Origin of the sequence: Streptomyces sp. NPDC090077, assembly GCF_044747545.1 — a bacterium.
Taxonomy (GTDB): Bacteria; Actinomycetota; Actinomycetes; order Streptomycetales; family Streptomycetaceae; genus Streptomyces.
The window spans coordinates 148,197-163,620 of sequence record NZ_JBIVEG010000014.1 but is presented as its reverse complement, the minus strand read 5'-3'; the positions used below and the strand labels follow the sequence as shown (position 1 = coordinate 163,620).

Genomic DNA, 15,424 nt, shown 5'->3' with positions numbered 1-15,424 from the left:
GACCAAGGGATCTGCTCCAGCCTGTGAGAGCGGGCCGGTCCGGCCCGTTCGCGGGCAACGTTAGGGCTTTTGCCGGGGCAGCCGATTGCCAGTTCTGTCGCTCGGACATACGTTTGGGGCAGGATCTGCCAAGAAGCGGCGGAGAAGCCCCCCGGAACCCCCGGGAAAGCCCTCGGGAGCAGTCGTGGACGCGGTCGACCTCCAGATCATCCGGGAGCTGCAGGCCGACGGCCGGCTCTCCAACCAGGACCTGGCGGACCGCGTCCGCCTCTCCCCCTCCCCCTGCCTGCGCCGGGTCCGCCGACTGGAGGAGGCGGGGCTGATCCGCGGCTACACGGCGGTGGTGGACCAGGTGTCCTTCGGGCTCCCGATCACCGTCTTCGTCCGCATCCGCCTGGAGCGGCACACGGCGGAGGCGGTCGCCCTCTTCGAGGAGCACGTCGCGGTCATCGAGCACATCCAGGACTGCTACCTGATGGCGGGCAGCAGCGACTACCTGCTGCGGGTGGTCATCGAGGACCTGGAGGCGTACGAGTCCCTCGTGCGCCACCGCATCCACGCCATCCCCGGCATCGCGTCGATCGAGTCCAGCTTCGCGTACGGCAGCGTGAAACAGTCCCGCACCTACCCGCGCCCCACCCCGGGCGGCGGGGCGCGGAGTACCTCTTAGGCCCGGTCCCCCCGGTCAGGCCGGAAGGGCCATCAGGAGCAGGGGGGCGGTGGTGGGCCGGGGTGAGCCTCCCGCGGGTTCGAGGGTGAGGCCGACCGCGCCCGCGTCGGCCGGGCTGCCGCTGAGGACGACCGTGCCGTCCCGGTCGATGAACCCGGCCGGGCGCATGGTGCTCCCGTGGCCGAGCCAGAGCTGATAGGTCCTGCCCGCGCCGGGGGCCGGCAGCCCGGCGGCGGTGAAGACGGCCCGGTTCTGCCGCTCGGAGGCGACGACGGTGGCCAGGGCCCCGTTCGCGGCCCGGCCGTGGACGGTGCGGGCGTCGGGCGCGGCCAGGACGCCGCTGACCTCGTCCAGCTGCTGCTGTGCCTGGCGGGCCTGCTGCCTGAGCTCCGCTCCGTTCTGTGCCTGCCACAGCGCGACGCCCCCGAGGACGGCGGCGGCCACACTGGCCGCCAGTGCCAGCGGCAGGGCCCTGCGGCGCAGCACGGCGGTGACGGCGGGGGCGGAGGCTGCGGAGGGGACGTGCGGGGGCAGTTGGCGTACGCCGTCGACGGCGGCCATCACCTGCGGCTTGAGTGCCGCGGGCGGCGGCAGGGCGGCCGCCGCCGCCAGGCGTGCCGCGGTGGCCCCGAACTCCGCGGCTTCCTGCCGGCACGCCTCGCACGCCTCCATGTGGGCCTCGAAGTCCGCGCGTTCGCCGGGGTTGAGCGCGCCGAGGGCGTAGGGGGCCGCGAGGGTGTGGGCGTCGGACGTGTGGTGGTTCATGTGGTCACCCCCATGCAGTCGCGGAGCCGGATCAGCCCGTCGCGCATGCGTGTCTTGATGGTGGGAAGCGGTGTGCGCAGGGCTTCGGCGACTTCACGGTAGGTGAGCCCCCCGTAGTAGGCCAGGGTCACGGCCTGGCGCTGGAGTTCGGTCAGACCGCGCAGGCAGCGCCGGACCTGTTCGCCCTCCAGGCGGGTCTCGACCTGCTCGGCGACCTCGTCGAACGCGGTGGCGTGCTCCCGGGCGGCCTGGGCGTGTTCGCGGTCGGTGGCGGCCTGGGCGGACCGGACCCGGTCCACCGCCCGCCGGTGGGCGATGGTCGCGGCCCAGGTGGTGACGCTGCCCGCGTCGGGCCGGTAGCGCGCGGCCTGCCGCCACAGGTCGATCATGACCTCCTGGGCGACCTCCTCGGACTGGGCCCGGTCGCGCACGACCTTGACCACGATCCCGAACACGAGGGGTGCGAGGGCGTCGTAGAGGACGGAGAAGGCCTGCTTGTCGCCGTGGGCGACGTCCCGCATGACCTCGGCCAGATCACCGCGCCCCTCGGCGGGGCCCGCGCCGAAGGGGATCGGTTGGTTCACCGGCGCCGCTCCGGCCGCGCCGAGCAGGCGCAGGGGTGGGCGGGTACGGCCGTCGGGGGGCGGGGTGTCCATCGCATGCCGGTCCTTGACTCCTTGTGCCCGGACAGGGCCGGGCCGCCCCGAGGGCGTCCCGGCCACCGGAGCGGGTGGGCGTGTCAGCAGTACTTCGTAGCGGACGGGCGTGCAGATGGGAGGGAGTTTCGTCATGCGTGTCCCGGGCCGCCATCTCCCGGGCGCGCGGGGCGGCCGCCTCACCCGTTCGGGTGAGGAACCAATCCGTCCGGCGGGTGCCGCCGAATGCCGGGTGTGAGTCCCTTCCGCACCACCTTCTCCCGCGCCGCGGCCGGCGCACCGGTCGGCCTCCTCGCCGCGTTCACGGCGCTCGCGGTCTCCGAGCTGGCCGCCGGGCTGCTGCGGCCGGCCGCCGGTCCGGTGACCGTGGTGGGCGGGGCGGTGATCGACCGGACGCCGGCCGCGGTCAAGGACTTCGCGATCCGCACGTTCGGGGAGGACGACAAGACCGTCCTGCGGCTCGGGATCCTGGCCGTCCTCGCCGTCATCGCCGCCGCTCTGGGCGTGCTCGGCCTGCGCCGCCCCCGCGCTGCCGCCGCCGGTGTGCTGTCCTTCGGGATCCTCGGCGCCGCCGCGGCCCTGACCCGGCCCGACTCCGCCGGCATCGGTGACGCACTGCCCTCGCTCGCCGGAGGGGTCGCGGGCGCGCTCGTCCTCGACTTCCTGGCGTCCGCAGCCGCCCCCCTGGCGGGCGGCGGAGAGGGCGGCGGGGAGGGCGGCGGGGAGGGCGGCGGGGAGGGCGGCCGGGCGGGCTGGAGCAGGCGGGGCTTCCTGACCGCGGCGGCCGTCACCACCACCGCGGCCGCGTCCGCGGGTGCGGTCGGCCGGTTCCTGGCCGGCCGGCAGGGCCGGGGCGCGGTCGCCTCCCGCGCCTCCCTCGTCCTGCCGGCGCCCGCCTCCCCGGCCGCCGCGGTCCCTGCGGGGGCCCGGCTGCGGGTGCCCGGCATCAGCGCCTTCACCACACCGAACCGGGACTTCTACCGCGTCGACACCGCGCTCGACGTCCCGATGGTCGACGCGGCCGGCTGGCGGCTGAGGATCCACGGCACCGGCGTCACCCGGCCCCGTGCGTACACCCTGGACCAGCTCCTCGCCCGCCCGCTGATCGAACGCGACATCACCCTCACCTGCGTGTCCAACGAAGTGGGCGGCCCCTACGCCGGAAACGCCCGCTGGCTCGGCGTCCCGCTCGCCGGACTCCTGCGCGAGGCGGGCGTCCTGCCCCCGTCCCGGGGCGGCGGGGCGGACCAGCTGGTGGCCCGCTCCGTGGACGGCATGACCCTCGGCTCGCCCGTCGAGGAGGTCATGGACGGCCGCGACGCGATGCTCGCCGTCGGCATGAACGGCGAGCCGCTGCCCTTCCAGCACGGCTTCCCCGTCCGGATGCTCGTACCCGGCCTCTACGGATACGTGTCCGCCTGCAAGTGGATCACCGACATCGAGCTCACCACCTTCGACGCCTACGACCCGTACTGGGTCGAACGGAAGTGGGCCCGCCGGGCGCCGGTCAAGACCCAGGCCCGCATCGACACCCCCAAGCCCTTCGGCCGCCCCGCCGCCGGCACCGTCGTCGTCGCCGGTGTGGCCTGGGCCCAGCACCGCGGCGTCACCCGCGTCGAGATCCGCATCGACGACGGCCCCTGGCAGGACGCCGACCTCGCCGCTCAGGACACCGTCGACACCTGGCGGCAGTGGTCCTGGCCCTGGCGGGCCGCCCCCGGCGGACACACCATCACCGTCCGCGCCACCGACGGCACCGGAGCGGTGCAGACGGAAGAGCGCGCCCGCACCGTCCCCGACGGGGCGACCGGATGGCACAGCGTCTTCGTCACCGTCCCCTGACCACCGGACCCGCCCCCGGGCCGGTCCTTCCACCGCACCACCGCACCTGAAGAACCCCTCAAGGAGAAACCACGATGAACAGCATGAAGATCCGCCGTACCGCGATCGCCGTCGCGGCAGCCGCCCTGCTGCCCTTCTCGCTGGCGGCCTGCTCCGACTCCGGCAGCGACACCCAGGCCGCCGGCCCCAGCGCGGCCGCCGGGGACCAGGCCAGGTCCGGCGAGAGCGCCCCCGCCGACACCGCGATGACGATGGACCAGCCCTTCGGCCCGGCCTGTGCCGGCGTCCCCAAGGAGGGCGCGGGCTCCTTCGACGGCATGGCCAAGGACCCCGTCGCGACCGCCGCCTCCAACAACCCGGCCCTGTCCACCCTGGTCGCCGCGGTCAAGAAGGCCGGCCTCGTCGACACCCTCAACAACGCGAAGGACATCACCGTCTTCGCCCCGACCAACGACGCCTTCGCCAAGATCCCGAAGGCCGACCTCGACAAGGTCCTCGCCGACAAGGCCACCCTGACGAAGATCCTCACCTACCACGTCGTCGGCCAGCGGCTCACCCCCGAGCAGCTGGAGAACGGCTCCTTCGAAACCCTCCAGAAGGGCATGGTCACCACGAAGGGATCCGGCGAGTCCTACAAGGTCAACGCCACCTCGAACGTGGTCTGCGGCAACGTGAAGACCGCCAACGCCAACGTCTACATCGTCGACACCGTCCTCATGCCGAAGTAGCGGACGGCGGCTTCCGCCCGGACGACGACGGCCCGGCACCCGTGCGCAGCACGAGGTGCCGGGCCGCGCCCGCGGATCACCCCAGGGCGGCCTCGAAGACCGCGTAGGCGGCGGCGTCGAAGAGGACGAAGCGGACCTCCTCCACCGCGGTGCGGGCGGTCCGGACGGTGTCGACCGCGATGCGGGCGCCGTCGTCCATCGGCCAGCCGTAGATGCCGGTGGAGATGGCCGGGAACACGACCGTGCGGGCGCCCAGTTCGTCGGCCACCCGCAGGGATTCGCGGTAGCTGGACGCGAGCGGTCCTCCTCGCGCGACCAGACCGGGCCGACGGTGCGAAGGACTCCCCACCCCCATGCCGCTGGCGCTACGGCCTGAATCCTCCGGGTGGAGGGAATGACGTGTCCCGTCATCCCTCACCATTTGCGTGGCAGCCCCCGCTTACGTCACGGCGGGCGACTCACCGGCCGCCCTGGCCCACGCCCGCGACCAGTACCGCCGGTTCGGCGGCATGGCGCCTATCGACGACTTGGCAGGGCCGGGCGGGACGCAGGAACTGCTGACGGTTCCCCAGGTCATGGCTCGCCTCCAGCTCGGCCGCTCCGCGGCCTATGACCTGCTCCGCACCCGCCAGCTCGCCTCAATCACTCTCGGCCGCGCCCGCCGCATCCCCTCCCACGCCCTCATCGACTTCAAAGTCGCCTGATGACCGCGCCCCGCGAAGCCGTCCCCTCCCGCCGCGTCCGCGCCAACGCCGACGGGACCGTCTACCAGCGCAAGGACGACCGCTGGGAAGCTGCTGGCTACGTCCTTGCCCCAGGCAATGCCCGTAAGCGCGTCCGCGTCTACGGCACCACCCGCAAGGAGGCTCTGGACAAGCTCACCGAGAAGACTCCCTCCAGCAACCGCGGCGTTCCCATTCCGTCCGCGCAAGGCAGCGTCAGCGCGTACCTGACCTACTGGCTGGAGGCCGTCGCCATCCACCAGCTCCGTGAGAACACCCACGCCCGTTACACCACCTGCGTCCACCAGCACCTCATCCCTGGCCTGGGCAAGAAGAAGCTCGCCAAGCTCACCGCCAAAGACGTCCGCACCTGGCTCAACCAACTCCGCACCACCTGCCAGTGCTGCGCCCGCAGCATCGGCGCCGGCCGTGATCAGCCCCGTTGCTGCGCCGCCGGAATGTGCTGCTCTAAGCGGCTCTCCCCGCTGGCGCTGGCGTACATCCACTGTGTCCTCAAGTCCGCTCTGGAGCACGCCGTCCGCACGGACGAGATCACACGCAACGTGGCCCGCAACGTCCGCACCGGTACACCGCGTCCTCGCCGGTTCGAACTGCTCACGGCAGATGGAGCCCGCCAGTTCCTCGCTGCTGTCCGTAATGATCGCTTCTTCGCGCTGTACGAACTCGCCCTCCGCACCGGCCTCCGAAAGGGCGAACTCCTCGGCCTTCGGTGGGAAGACCTTGACCTCCAGACAGGCACGGCCAGCATTCGCCGTACCCTCCAGCGCACCCAGACTGACAGGCTCACCGCCCTGCCGACTAAGACCCGCGCATCCGAGCGACGCATCGCCCTACCCAGCGAGTGCATCCACTCATTCAAGGAACACCGCGGGGTACAGGAAGGAGAACGAGAGGCGGCTGCGGACGACTGGAGGGACAACGGCCTCGTCTTCAGCACGCCAGCGGGAGGGCCGATCGATCCGGCGAACCTCAATCACTGCTTCCGCGCCCTCCTCGATCGGGCAGGGCTCCGCCGGATTCGCTTCCACGACCTACGACACTCCACCGCAACCCTCCTCCTGGAGCAGGGCGTCGAACTCGTCGTGATCAAGGAACTCCTTGGGCACGCCCACATAGGGGTCACGGCCACCGTCTACGCCCACGTACGCATCCGCCTCCAGCGAGACGCCATCGACCCCCTCGGCCACGCTCTTGGCAAGCCATCCGGAGCCACCACCGACCCCGACGACACGCCGCTTCGCGCAGCACCCGTCCACTGACGTTGCCGTCAACTACTGCCGTCAAACCGCCAGAAGCCCCGCCAGAATCATAATCTGGCGGGGCTTCTGGCGTTAGATCGAGTCTAACCCGTTCAATCACTCAACGAATCAAGATGGCGTATGATTTCGATCCATTCCTTGACCGTGTCTGCTAGTTGTGGATTTTTGATCCGTGGTGCGGACCATTCCAGTTCCAGTTTGACCGACCTTATCGCCAACCAAGTGTCCCAATCTAGCCCGAGACCGATCTCTAGTCGCCGCCCTTCGATGCTTAGCTTCTCGGCAAGCTTGAACGCCTCAGATCGCTCTAGAGGAAGGCACATCAGGACACGTCGCCCAAAGCCGTCCGGACTGAGCGCCGGATGCTCAATGGACCAGCCATATCGATCAGCTGTCGTGACGTAGATGCCCAGCCAGCCAATCCCCACGAGCGCCGGAATTCGCTTGGAATCAATCGCAGCAACCAGAAAGTCGACGGCCCGGTTGAAATCCGCCTGCGGGTGGCTGTCGGGATCGGCCAGCGCGTACATTGCGTCCGTCTTCAGCAAATCGTGGACTGCGCCCCAGGTCTGAAGGTGTGTACCTTCAGGCATATGCACGGCCAACCATTCGCGATAGTCCGCCGGATCGTCGACACGAAGCCGCTTATACAGGTCTAGCTCCCCAGTCGTCACAACCTCGGCCTTCCTCCGAGATTCACCATTACACTTTCCGGAATATGCACGCCCGCAGCCCTGAACGCGTCCACACCATTCTGCAATGTCTTAGCTGCCTGATCTTCATACGGAAGATAGTGGCCAGTCCTATTATCGATGCGCGTGACCCGCCCCTCCGAGACATGGATGCTTCCCGCGCCAATAACATCTCCCCCTCCCGTGAGAACGGGATGGTTGAAGCCACCCTCAATAATTCTGAGTTGGCCGCCCGTGTCGACCGACCAGATGTGATGTCCACTCCCAGCCATGGCTGCACCAAACTCAGAAGTACCAGCTTCCAACGGGGAAGCGCCAACTAGGTTCATCAAACCCATCTCCCCCTCAAGCCGCTCCGGATAGCGGTTGGTCTGTACTGAACCACAATTGTGAACCAGGACCGGCACCGCACCCGCGAGCACATAGTACGTGTGCTTGTCGGAGATGGTGAGGTTGTGAACCGTCTCCGATGTGGAGGTCCAGTGGCGGACTGCGGTGATCTGGACGTGGGTGCCAGCGCTGGTGCGCAGCCACTGACCTGACTTCAGGTCCTTGGCATCGACCCATGCGTTGAGCTGTGGGATCCAGAACGGGTGGCCGTCCGTGGCAACGACTTCCGCCGTCTCGGAGCCAGATTCGCCGTCGACGTTCACGATGACTGTAACCAGGTTCTTGAGCCCCTGGCCCTTGATCTCGGCCGTGACCGTTTCGGCGCGGGTCTCGCCCGTCTCCTCGTCCGTTGCCAGGACCTGGTCTCCGACCTTGACGTCTTCGATCGCTTTGGTGGAGCCGTCCGCCATCAGCACCTTCGTACCCAGAACGAAACTGTTGTCCGTGCAGGATTCGGGTACCTTGCCCGAGCCGCCTGAGCCGCTGCTGCCGCCGTTGCTGCGGGAGGAGCCGCCGGACGAGCCTCCGTTCTTGTTCATGTTGACGGACTTGCCGCCGCTGCCACTGCCGCCCTTGCCGGCGCTTGCTGCAGAGGAGGCCTTGGGGTTGGACTTGGCCTGGGCCTGCTTGTGGTTTGAGTTGCCTGTCTTCTTTGAGGTGTTGACCGCCTTGTTGCTTGTTGTGTTGATCTTGTCGGCGGCCTTCTTCTTTGCCGCCTGTGCTGCCTTCTTTGCTGCCTCGATGGCCTTCTGCTTGGCCTCCAGGGCGGCCTTCTCGGCGGCGCGGGCGGCTGCAAGGACCAGTTCGGCGGCCTTCTTCGCCGTCTTCCAGGCCTGGATCGCGGAGATCGTGCGCTCGACGGCCTTCAGGACCGAGGGGATCTTGCCGAGCTTGGTCCACGGGATGGCGCCGATGATCATGCTTCCGCAGGACCACATGTCGCCGCCGAAGCAGGCCATGGCGTCGTTGATGCCGATGAAGTCCTTCAGCCCCGACCAGGCGGCTTCGAGGATCACCGACGTCAGGGACTTGCCCTGGGCCGCCTCCGCCTGGGCGATCTGGGCGAGGGAGAGGCCCGCGCCGGCCAAGGCGGCCGCTCGCTCCGAGGCCGTCAGGGATACCGACAGGCCTGAGGGGTCGGACAGGGTGACCGGGTTGTTGTGCGCGTAGCCGTAGCCGTTGAGGGCCAGCGGGTCCGTGATGTCCAGGACCGGGTCGGCGGAGAGGAAGCGGCCGACGACCTGGTCGTACATGCGGGCGCCCAGGATCTGGTACCCGGACGCGCTGTCCTTCGCCGAGCCCAGGAAGCCCTTGTCCGACTGGATGTTGGGGCCGCCCGTGGTCACGCCGCCGCGCTCGTTGCCGAACGGGTCCTGCTTTCGGACCTGGACCTGCATACCGCCGTTGAGGGTGACCTCCGCGTACGGGCTGCCCTGGTGGTCGCCCGCGAGGGCGGCCAGGGTTTCCGGGCCGTTGCCGTGGCTGTAGCGCGTGATCACGCCGCCCGGAACCGCGTACGTGCGCTGGGTGTTGACCAGGGCGCCGCCCTTCTGGACGGTCACCTGGGTTTCGCCGACGTAGAGCGTCGCCTGCTTGCCCTGGATGGTGAGCAGGCGGCCGTTCGGGCCGTAGATGTGACGGGTGTCGTTCTGCGGCTCCCACAGCTGCGCCGCGGAGGTGCCGGAGCAGGTGGCGAGGGCCAGGGGGGTGGAGTCGTCCGTGGCACCGCCCTTCGCCGAGATGCAGAGGCCCGAGGCGACGTGGGTGAACTGGCCCGCTGCGTTGCGCTTGAGCTGCTGGGCCGTGGAGCCGTCGCACTGGCGGATCTGGAACTCGGAGCCCGCCGTGTTGCCGGTGGGCTGGAGGCACCAGGTGTCGTAGATGGACAGGGTGCCGAGGTTGGCGTCCGGCTGGTTGGGCGTCTGGGTGAAGGCCCAGCGCTGGGCGCCCGTTCCGTTGCAGGTGTAGAGCTGGACGGGCTGGTTGGGCGCGGCGTTGCTGTGCCTCAGGTCGACGCACTTCTGTGCCGGTCCGACGTACGAGGTCTTGCCCGCGCCACCCGAGCCGGTGACGCGCTCGATCTGGCCGTCGTAGGTCCAGGTCAGCTGCTGCTTGTCACCGTTCTGGGTGGAGGTGACGGACTTGGTCTCGCCCGTCAGCTCGTACAGGCGCTCCGCCTCGGCCGTGACCTGCGCCCCGGCGGGGGTCGTGTACGACTTGGTGACCTTGGACAGGGTGTGCGGCTGGCTCTTGTCCGTGCCCTTGCCGTACGTGTACGTGGTGGTGGTGTCCTTGGCGGTGTCCCCCGCCAGGTTCCGCTCCACCAGCTTCTTGCGGTTGCCGAGCAGGTCGTACTCGTACTCCTGCCAGTATCCGGACTTGTCCTTGCCCGCGACCGCGTTGACCTTGCCGTCGGCGCCCTTGGGGCCGGCGGTGCAGGACTCCTGGTCACCCGAGGTCCAGGCGGTCCTCAGCTGTCCCAGCGGGTCGTAGTTGAAGCACTGGCGCTCCTCGATCCCGGTGGAGCGTTCGCGGATCGAGGAGACGTTGCCCGCGTCGTCGTAGGAGTAGGAACGGTGCGAGACCAGGTTGCCCTGGACGACCGCGCCGTCGCCGGTCTGCTCGCGGTAGACCTGCTGGTCGGTGAGGGCGCCGCTCGCCTCGTCGTACGAGGTCTGCGACCACACCCGGTAGGGCTGGGCGCCCAGCGTGGAACGGAGCACCTGGCCGTGCGGGGAGTAGACCGTCTCCGCGCCGTACCAGTCCTTGCCGGAGATGGAGAGGGGCAGGCCCTCGTCGTTGTAGCGGACGACCATCCGCTCGGAGGCCATCTTGCCGACGGCAGGGATGGTCGCCTCGTCAAGCAGGCCTGTGTCCGTGTACGTGTAGGAGTGCGTGTACGTGGACTGCAGGCCCCAGGTGTCGGCGAGGGACTGCGGCAGGGTGAGGGTGGTGGAGGTGGGCTTGTAGTCGTCCGTGTAGCCGTTGACCTTCTGGGTGTACGGAAGGCCGTCGGTGTAGCGGGTGGCCGTGGCCGGGAGGCCCTTGGCGCCCGCGACGCTGTCGTAGGTGTAGTCCGCCAGGACGGTGCCGGCGGCGCCGTCGAGGCGGAGCTGCTTGGGGCGGGACAGGTCGTCGTAGTCGGTCCACGTGGTGACGCCGCGCGCGTTGGTGACGGTCACCGGGCGGTCGTAGCGGTCGTACGTGGTCCGGGTGGTGCCGGTGTCCGGGTCGGCCGCCGTCTCCATCCGGCCGCGCTGGTCGAAGGTCCACGTCCAGGGGTGGGTCTGGTCCTCCGAGTGGCTGGCCTTCACCATGTGGCCGCGCTGGTCGTACTCGTACCGCATGGACGTGTACGAGGTCCGGCCGGCATCCGTGAAGGTGTCGACCCGGGTCGAGCGGCCCAGCGCGTCGGTGAAGACGCGGTACGAGGACGAGCCCGGCGGGTTGATGACGGTGGAGTGGTCGGCCCCGTACTCGTAGCGGGTGGCGCGGCCGGGCGTCTCGACGCCCTTCAGGACCGGCATCTCCTGCACCACGCGGCCGAGGCCGTCGTAGGTGTAGCGGGTGACGTTCGGGAGGGTGGTGTCGGCGAGCGGGGTGAAGAGCTCCCCGCTCGGCTTGCCGGCCGTGTAGTAGGCGTTGTTGGTCTGCCAGACCTCACCCGAGCTGTTGTACAGCGTGTCGGTGATCAGCCGGCCGCCGTTGGTGGCCGGCTCCTGGCTCTGGCGCTCCCGGCCGAGGCCGTCGTAGAGCGTGACGGAGGTCTCGATCCGGTTCTCGTGGCCCCGCGCGAAGGTGACCACGTACGGGGGCTTGCCCGCCGGGGTGACGTACTCGGCGCGGAAGTCCGGCACAGCCTTGGGTGCGGGGGCGCGGCCCGGCTTCCATGCCTCGACGAGGCGGCCCATGGGGTCGAAGGTGGACAGGCTCACCCGGCCGTTGGCGTCGGTGGTCCGGACGTTCTGGCCTCGGCCCGGTTCGACCTCCTCGACCTGGGTGTGGCCGAGGGTGTTGGTCTCGGTGACCTTGAAGGCCTGGCCGGTGGCGGGCTCGTAGGCAATCGTGCCGGACCGCTTGTCGGGGTCGGTCTTGCGCACGACGCGGCCCACGGTGTCGAACTCGGTGGTGCCGGCGGTGTCGAAGCCGGAGCCGTCGGCCTTCAGCGACCAGGTCTCGGTCGCCAGGCCGCGCCCGCCTGCCGCCGTTGCCCCGTAGGCCTGGCTGTCGTAGGCCGTCCTCGTGCCCGCGCTGAGCGTCTTCAGGTTGTTGAAGTCCGCTGCCGCGCAGGTCGTCGGGCTGGCGAGCGACTGCTTGGACAGGCCGATGATGTTCTTCTCGGGCAGGTGGAGGTACTCGAACCGGGTGCAGCTCTCGTCGCCCGTCTTGCCCGTGTCGCCGAGCAGTTCCACCTGTACCGGCAGGCCGTAGGTCGGCTCGTGGCTGGTGAGGGTCTCGACCGAGCGCTCGGTGCGCTTGTCGTCGCCGCTGCCGGAGGACTTGGTGTACGAGATCTGCCGCGGTTCCACGACCCGCCAGGCCCGCAGGTCGCTGAGGCCGTCGCCGCGCACGCGCTTGGCGAGCTCCGTGGCCTCCAGGACGTTGACCGTCCGGGTCAGCCACTGGCCGTCGGCGTTGTCGGGGCTCGTGTAGGTGAGCTCCTCCGCGACGCGTCCCGCGAACGGCTCGCGGTCCTTGCCGATCTCGGCGCCGGTGACGTCCTTGACGGGGACGGTGTCACCCAGGCCGCGGTAGTAGCGGGTGACGGCCTTGGTGCGCTTGCTGCCGATGCCGGGGTTCTCGACGCCGGTCAGGACCGTGGTCTGCTCGAAGCCCGCGAACTGCGAGTAGGTGCGGGTGGCCTGCTTGGAGAACTCCTGCTCGGCCAGCTTCCAGGCCGGGTTCTTGTACTCGTACGCGGTCTCGTTGGCGTAGGCCCCGTCGACGTTGGGGAGTTCCTCGATCTTGGCGACCACGTACTTGTGGAACCAGTCGATGTCCTCCTTCTCCGGGTCCGGATGCCAGTAGGACGGGTAGCACAGGCGGGCGTTGGTCTTGAGCGCGTCCTTGTCGTCCTTGCCCGGCAGGCCGGTGCCGGTGGCACACTCGCCTTCCGGCTTGCGGTAGGTGACGACGGTCTCGCCGCCGTACTCGCTGATGACGCGGCCGATGCGCAGGCGCGCGAAGCCGGGGCGCGGGTCGTTCGCGCCGCGCTGCACCCGGTTGGGCATCTCGTCGGCGTTGTGCTCGAACCGGACCGGGTTGAGGGTGACCTTGGCGTCGCTCGCGCCGTTGCGGCCGAAGCCGGTGCGGGTGATGGACTCCAGCCACAGGGCCGTGTTCGGGCCGGTCTTCAGGACCGGGAAGGCCTGCTGGAGCTTGTACTCGTCGACGGCCTGGCGGGCGGTGTTGCCGGGAAGGCGCTGCGTCGAGGTCGTGACCTTGTCGAGGCGCTTGCGGCTGAAGAAGGCGGGACCGGAGTTCCAGCACTTCTTGGCCGCTTCGCAGCGCAGGTCGGCCGGGGTGTCGTACCAGATGCGGTACTTGCCGGGGTCCTTGTCCGCGAAGTTGGCGTCGGAGCAGGTGAGGGTGCCCTCGTTGAAGCAGCGCTCGGCGACGGTGAAGTCGACGCGGGACGGCGCGGGGGCGCTGAAGATGCTGTCCTTGCGCTGGCCGTAGTCGATCCGGGTGAGGTAGCCGCCGCGGTGGTAGGCGACGGGCGCCTTGAAGTCGAAGTTCTTGGCGTAGTAGTTGGTCTCGCGGTCCCACCACAGGGACATGGCGTTGCCGTTCAGGTCCTCGACGTAGTCGAGGCCCCAGCGCCAGGCCTGGGTGCAGCCGGAGTTCTTCCAGTCGCCGGCCTTGTAGCAGGGCTCGCCGGGGTGGTTTCCGTAGACCGGGACCGTGAGCACCGAGTTGGTGGTGGGGTCGTCGTCCTTCGGGTCGGCGGTGCCCTTGTCGGACCAGCCGGGGAGCCGGTTGAGGCCGAAGTGGTAGCGGACGCCGTCCTTGGTGGTGACGACCCAGTACTCGCCGTCCTGGTCGCCGTTGTTGAGGTTGGTGTTCTTCAGGACCTCGACCTTGGAGCCGTCGCCGTTGGCGGTGGTCCAGGTCTGCTTGTCCTTGTCCCACACCAGCTCGGTGGTGGAGCCGCCCAGCGAGAGGGTGGCGTTGTCCGAGCCGTAGCACATGTCGCCGGTGCGGTGGGTGGCGTTGTTGGAGCCGGGCTTCTTGGAGTCCTCGCGGCAGCTGGCGTAGGTGCGCGTGATGGCGCCGGCGTTGTACTCCCAGCCGTCGCCGATCCAGGAGGCCTGGTTGTTGGTGGCGGAGGTGCGGCCGTCGGCGTTCTGCGAGGAGTAGCCGAAGGCGATCTTCGGAGTCAGCCCACCGGGGGCCTCGGGCACTTGGACCTTGTAGGAGTAGGTGAAGGCGCCGTTGGACGAGCCGCCCGCCCAGGAACCGGAGGAGAGCAGCGGAGTGGCGTTGAAGTCGCCCGTGGCGGAGGAGCCGGTGTCCAGCGCGCCGACTACGCGGCCGCCGGAGGGTTCGGCGGCCGCGGTGAAGGCGGCCGGTCGCCCGTCGCCCACCGGACCGGTGGTATTCCGGGGCTCATCACCCTCGGCGCCCTGCGCGGCCTCCTCGGCCTTCTTCCGGTCGGCGTCCGAACCGGGGGCCTGGGGGGCCTGCTGCCGGGGAGTGTCGCCCTGCTTCGGCGCCTCCTGGGCCGGGGGCGTCTGCTGGGTGGTGCCGGGCTTGGTGTCCTTCTTCTCCGGGGCCGGAGCGATCCGCTTTCCGGGGTGGTTGTTTCCGAAGAGGGAGGACACGGAGACGGACCCGGTCAGCACGCGCCGGGTCGGGGCGTTCTTCGCGGCCTGGGTGCGGGTCGGGGCGTCCTTGGCCTCGACCTTCTTGACCTCACCGGCGAGCCGCTCGAACTTCGGGGCCTTCTCGCCGGACATGGTCTGCGCGCCGCCGTCGGCAGGGGCGCAGTCACCGCTGTCGGGGGCGGTGAGCACGCACTCCGGGAGCAGGGCGAGGCCGAAGCGGTCGGCCGCCTGGGGACCGTAGAGGTCGGAGAAGGCCGTGGTGTCGACCGTCATGGCGACGTCCGCGGCCGGGTCTGCGGTCGCGGGCGGGGTGACCCGCATGATCAGGCCGGAGACACCGGCCGTCTGCGACTTCTCGGGGGCCGCGAGGTCGACGCGCCACTGACCGGCCAGAGCCGCCGGGTCGGCGCCCGCCGGGATGCCGAGGGCTACGGGGAGGTCGCCGACGGGGGCGGTCGCGCCGGGCTGGACGGTGGAGAGGTCCACGGTGCCGGTGCTCTGCTGCCAGGGCGTCACGGCCGTTGGCACGTAAGGGGTGACGGGGACCTTGTCGGCGGTGGTGAGGTTCTTCTCGGCGTTCTTGTTCGCCTTGACCGGGTCCTGCTCGGGCAGGTCCGGGAGTTTCAGTTCACGGTTGAGGCTGTCGCCGGGCACCGCGTAGGCCTGGGCGGTGAGCGTGGTCACCGTCAGCGCCGTGGATAACAGCAGGACGACGCCGGTTCGGCGCAGGCGCCGGCGTCGTCGTATCGGTTCTGTCCCGGCCAGGCGTCCACGGCCCAGCCATGACAGGGGACTTGAGGCACGCATGCGCGGCGGCTCCCACCAAGGCTTCGAAGTTGCAGGTTCGGAAAG

9 protein-coding genes and 2 pseudogenes are annotated in these 15,424 nt (G+C 69.8%); 6 read left to right on the top strand and 5 right to left on the bottom strand.

The genetic code is table 11. The annotated features are described in order from the left end of the window. Positions 1 to 184: 184 nt before the first annotated feature. Entirely contained in the window at positions 185 to 670 is a 486-nt protein-coding gene (locus tag ACIPW5_RS23545; RefSeq protein WP_401248142.1) for an Lrp/AsnC family transcriptional regulator, read from the top strand. A 15-nt stretch (positions 671 to 685) separates the two neighbouring features. Here the strand turns inward: ACIPW5_RS23545 and ACIPW5_RS23540 are convergent, their stop codons facing one another. Beyond that, entirely contained in the window at positions 686 to 1,435 is a 750-nt protein-coding gene (locus tag ACIPW5_RS23540) for an anti-sigma factor domain-containing protein (RefSeq protein WP_401248139.1), read from the bottom strand. Then, entirely contained in the window at positions 1,432 to 2,019 is a 588-nt protein-coding gene (sigK, locus tag ACIPW5_RS23535; protein WP_401248218.1) for an ECF RNA polymerase sigma factor SigK, read from the bottom strand. Before sigK ends, ACIPW5_RS23540 begins: the two co-directional genes overlap by 4 nt. 297 nt (positions 2,020 to 2,316) lie before the next feature. Here sigK and ACIPW5_RS23530 point away from each other — a divergent pair, with 297 nt between their 5' ends. Next, positions 2,317 to 3,933 carry a molybdopterin-dependent oxidoreductase gene (locus ACIPW5_RS23530; RefSeq protein WP_401248136.1) on the top strand — a complete coding sequence of 539 codons (1,617 nt, stop codon included), beginning with the start codon at positions 2,317 to 2,319 and terminating at the stop codon, positions 3,931 to 3,933. A 74-nt stretch (positions 3,934 to 4,007) separates the two neighbouring features. Further along, positions 4,008 to 4,661 carry a fasciclin domain-containing protein gene (locus ACIPW5_RS23525; RefSeq protein ID WP_401248133.1) on the top strand — a complete coding sequence of 218 codons (654 nt, stop codon included), beginning with the start codon at positions 4,008 to 4,010 and terminating at the stop codon, positions 4,659 to 4,661. 76 nt (positions 4,662 to 4,737) lie between these two features. Here ACIPW5_RS23525 and ACIPW5_RS23520 read toward each other — a convergent pair. After that, a pseudogene (locus ACIPW5_RS23520) lies at positions 4,738 to 5,003 on the bottom strand (macro domain-containing protein); the annotation flags it as partial. A 56-nt stretch (positions 5,004 to 5,059) separates the two neighbouring features. Between ACIPW5_RS23520 and ACIPW5_RS23515 the strand changes: the two are divergent. The 3 genes and pseudogenes from ACIPW5_RS23515 to ACIPW5_RS23505 form a co-directional block, all read left to right on the top strand. Beyond that, positions 5,060 to 5,173: pseudogene (locus ACIPW5_RS23515) on the top strand (TIGR03842 family LLM class F420-dependent oxidoreductase); the annotation flags it as partial. Then, the gene (locus ACIPW5_RS23510; protein ID WP_401248215.1) at positions 5,171 to 5,365 is read left to right on the top strand and encodes a helix-turn-helix domain-containing protein; all 195 of its coding nucleotides are present in this window, start codon (positions 5,171 to 5,173) and stop codon (positions 5,363 to 5,365) included. The pseudogene ACIPW5_RS23515 and the gene ACIPW5_RS23510, both read left to right, overlap by 3 nt. Beyond that, positions 5,365 to 6,663: a tyrosine-type recombinase/integrase gene (locus ACIPW5_RS23505; RefSeq protein WP_401248131.1), complete on the top strand. Its 1,299-nt coding sequence runs from the start codon at positions 5,365 to 5,367 to the stop codon at positions 6,661 to 6,663. Before ACIPW5_RS23510 ends, ACIPW5_RS23505 begins: the two co-directional genes overlap by 1 nt. A 92-nt stretch (positions 6,664 to 6,755) precedes the next feature. Here ACIPW5_RS23505 and ACIPW5_RS23500 read toward each other — a convergent pair whose 3' ends face one another. Continuing rightward, entirely contained in the window at positions 6,756 to 7,337 is a 582-nt protein-coding gene (locus ACIPW5_RS23500; RefSeq protein WP_401248128.1) for a hypothetical protein, read from the bottom strand. Next, positions 7,334 to 15,379: a ricin-type beta-trefoil lectin domain protein gene (locus ACIPW5_RS23495; protein ID WP_401248125.1), complete on the bottom strand. Its 8,046-nt coding sequence runs from the start codon at positions 15,377 to 15,379 to the stop codon at positions 7,334 to 7,336. The genes ACIPW5_RS23500 and ACIPW5_RS23495 overlap by 4 nt, the downstream gene beginning before the upstream one ends. Positions 15,380 to 15,424: the final 45 nt, after the last annotated feature.

What these genes read in the sequence shown, in the direction of transcription:
- ACIPW5_RS23525 (WP_401248133.1), top strand. Translation starts at nt 4,008, where the DNA reads ATGAACAGCATGAAGATCCGCCGTACCGCGATCGCCGTCGCGGCAGCC.
- ACIPW5_RS23540 (WP_401248139.1), bottom strand. Translation starts at nt 1,435, where the DNA reads ATGAACCACCACACGTCCGACGCCCACACCCTCGCGGCCCCCTACGCC.
- ACIPW5_RS23510 (WP_401248215.1), top strand. Translation starts at nt 5,171, where the DNA reads ATGGCGCCTATCGACGACTTGGCAGGGCCGGGCGGGACGCAGGAACTG.
- ACIPW5_RS23530 (WP_401248136.1), top strand. Translation starts at nt 2,317, where the DNA reads ATGCCGGGTGTGAGTCCCTTCCGCACCACCTTCTCCCGCGCCGCGGCC.
- ACIPW5_RS23505 (WP_401248131.1), top strand. Translation starts at nt 5,365, where the DNA reads ATGACCGCGCCCCGCGAAGCCGTCCCCTCCCGCCGCGTCCGCGCCAAC.
- ACIPW5_RS23495 (WP_401248125.1), bottom strand. Translation starts at nt 15,379, where the DNA reads ATGCGTGCCTCAAGTCCCCTGTCATGGCTGGGCCGTGGACGCCTGGCC.